Here is a 2,134-nt window from a genome sequence, read left to right as displayed (position 1 = left end):
GGGATCTGGCACAAGTTCCGTGAGCCGGTCACGCGTTGTAGTTGTTGATCTTCTTGCGGTGGGTGCGGAAGTCGCCTTGAAATCGTTCCTCGTGTGGGTGACACGGCCGACATTCGGTGGCCGTGAACGAGGTGTTGTCCCGGCTCCAGGAGTTGTTGTTCCCGTCGGTCCCCGGCGTCGCCGTCGTGGCCGTAGACGCGCATGGCGAGGCGATACGCGTCGAGGCCCGCTGCACACCGGCCGGGGCCGCCTGTCCCGACTGCGCCCACTGGACGGAACGGGTCCACAGCTCCTACCTGCGATTCCCGGCAGATCTGCCAGCTGCCGGGCGACGAGCACAGCTCGCGTTGCGGGTCCGGCGGTTCGTCTGCACAGCTTCGGCCTGCGGCCGACGGACGTTCGTGGAGCAGGTGCCGGGACTGACCCGCCGCCACGGCCGGGTCACCGAGCGGCTGCGCCGGGCGATGAGCGAGATCGGGCTGGCCCTGGCGGGCCGGGCCGGTGCCCGCCTCGCTCGGGTCATGGGCATCGCGACCAGCCGCACCACGCTGCTGCGGCGGGTGATGGACCTGCCCGACCCGGCAGCGACGCAGCCCCGCGCCGTCGGCGTGGACGACTTCGCGCTCCGGCGCGGTCATGTCTACGGGACGGTCGTGATCGACGCAGAGACCCACCAGGTCCTCGACCTGCTGCCCGAGCGCGATGCCGCCACTCTCGCCCCGTGGCTCGCGGCTCATCCCGGAATCGAGGTCATCTGCCGTGACCGCGCCGGCGCCTACGCCGAGGCGGCCGACACCGCCGCACCGCAGGCCCTGCAGGTCGCCGACCGGTTCCATCTCTGGCAAAACATCGCCTCCGCGGTCGAGAAGACCGTCGCCGACCACCGCTCCTGCCTGCGCGACCTACCGCCGCCCGCCCCGGAACCGGAGCCCGTATGGGAGACGCCCGCCGAGGCGGCACCCGGCCAGGAGGCCGAAACAGATGACCCGACCGGCAAGTTCGCCGAACGGGCCCGCGCCCACCACGCTCTCGTCCACGATCTCCTCGCCCGGGGCATGAGCCTGCGGGGCGTTGCCCACCACCTGGGCTGGGGACGGCACACCGTACAGCGGTACGCCCGCGCCTCCCGCTGGCAGGACATGGTCAAAGGCCGCAAGCGGCAACTCCCCAGCAAACTCGACCCGTTCAAGCCCTACCTGGCCGAACGCTGGGCCGAGACCGACGGGAACGTGACCATCCTCGGTCTCCACCAGGAGATCACCGCGCGCGGCTTCCGCGGCCACTACTCCACTGTCCGCGACTGGATCCGCCGCGACCTGCCGCAGCAGGAAGGCTTCACGCCCGCCCCACCACCACTGTCGATACGACAAGTGACCGGCTGGCTCACCCGGCATCCCGCCACCCTGACCGAAGAGGAGAAGCTGCACCGCAAGGCCGTACTCGACCGCTGCCCGAAGCTGGCCTCCGCCGCAGAGCTGACCAGCTCGTTCGCGGAGATGCTCACCACCCTCAGCGGCGACCGTCTGCCCGAGTGGATCACCGAGGCCACCGACGCCAACCTGCCCGGCATCAGCAGCTTCGCCACCGGCCTGAACAACGATTTCGACGCGGTGACCGCGGGACTGACCACCGACTGGAACTCCGGCCCGGTCGAAGGAGCAGTAAACCGGATCAAGATGCTCAAGAGGCAGATGTTCGGCCGTGCCGGCTTCGGCCTGCTGCGTAAACGGGTCCTGCTCTCCTGAGGCTGCGGTCAGACCGCGTCCTCCACCAGTCCGAAGCCGTCCGGGAACTCCTCCAGAAACGCTCGCCGCGACGGATCAGGCTCCTCGCGGGCCATGGTGGCGAGTAGGCCGAGGAACTCGTCCTGCTGCTCACGCGACAGCTTGCTCACGACGTGAGCGACGCCCTCCAGGACCTTGACGGCGTCGTCTGGATCCATTTGCTCGTCTTCACAGCCTTCGACGAACCAGAGGACATCGACCAGAGCCTCGGCCAGAGCTCGCGTCAAGGAGGAGTACGCACCAGGCATCGAGACGATCTCCCAGCAAGTCGGCGAACAGAGTCCCGTCATCTCAACACATGCCACTGACGTCACGGTCAGCAACCGGCTCACGGAACTTGTGCCAGACCC

2 protein-coding genes are annotated in these 2,134 nt (G+C 68.7%); one reads left to right on the top strand and one right to left on the bottom strand.

All coding sequences use genetic code 11. From position 1 onward, the window contains the following. The first annotated feature begins 122 nt into the window (after positions 1 to 122). Positions 123 to 1,745 (top strand): ISL3 family transposase, encoded by a 1,623-nt coding sequence (locus tag ACZ7OO_RS44040; protein WP_471513007.1) that lies wholly within the window; start codon positions 123 to 125, stop codon positions 1,743 to 1,745. Positions 1,746 to 1,753: 8 nt separating this feature from the next. Here the strand turns inward: ACZ7OO_RS44040 and ACZ7OO_RS44035 are convergent, their stop codons facing one another. Beyond that, positions 1,754 to 1,942 (bottom strand): hypothetical protein, encoded by a 189-nt coding sequence (locus ACZ7OO_RS44035; protein ID WP_471513006.1) that lies wholly within the window; start codon positions 1,940 to 1,942, stop codon positions 1,754 to 1,756. Positions 1,943 to 2,134 lie beyond the last annotated feature (192 nt).

Source organism: Streptomyces sp. NPDC111744 (assembly GCF_055634995.1).
Note: the sequence above shows the minus strand (reverse complement) of the source record. Positions and strands in the feature narration are given on the sequence as shown.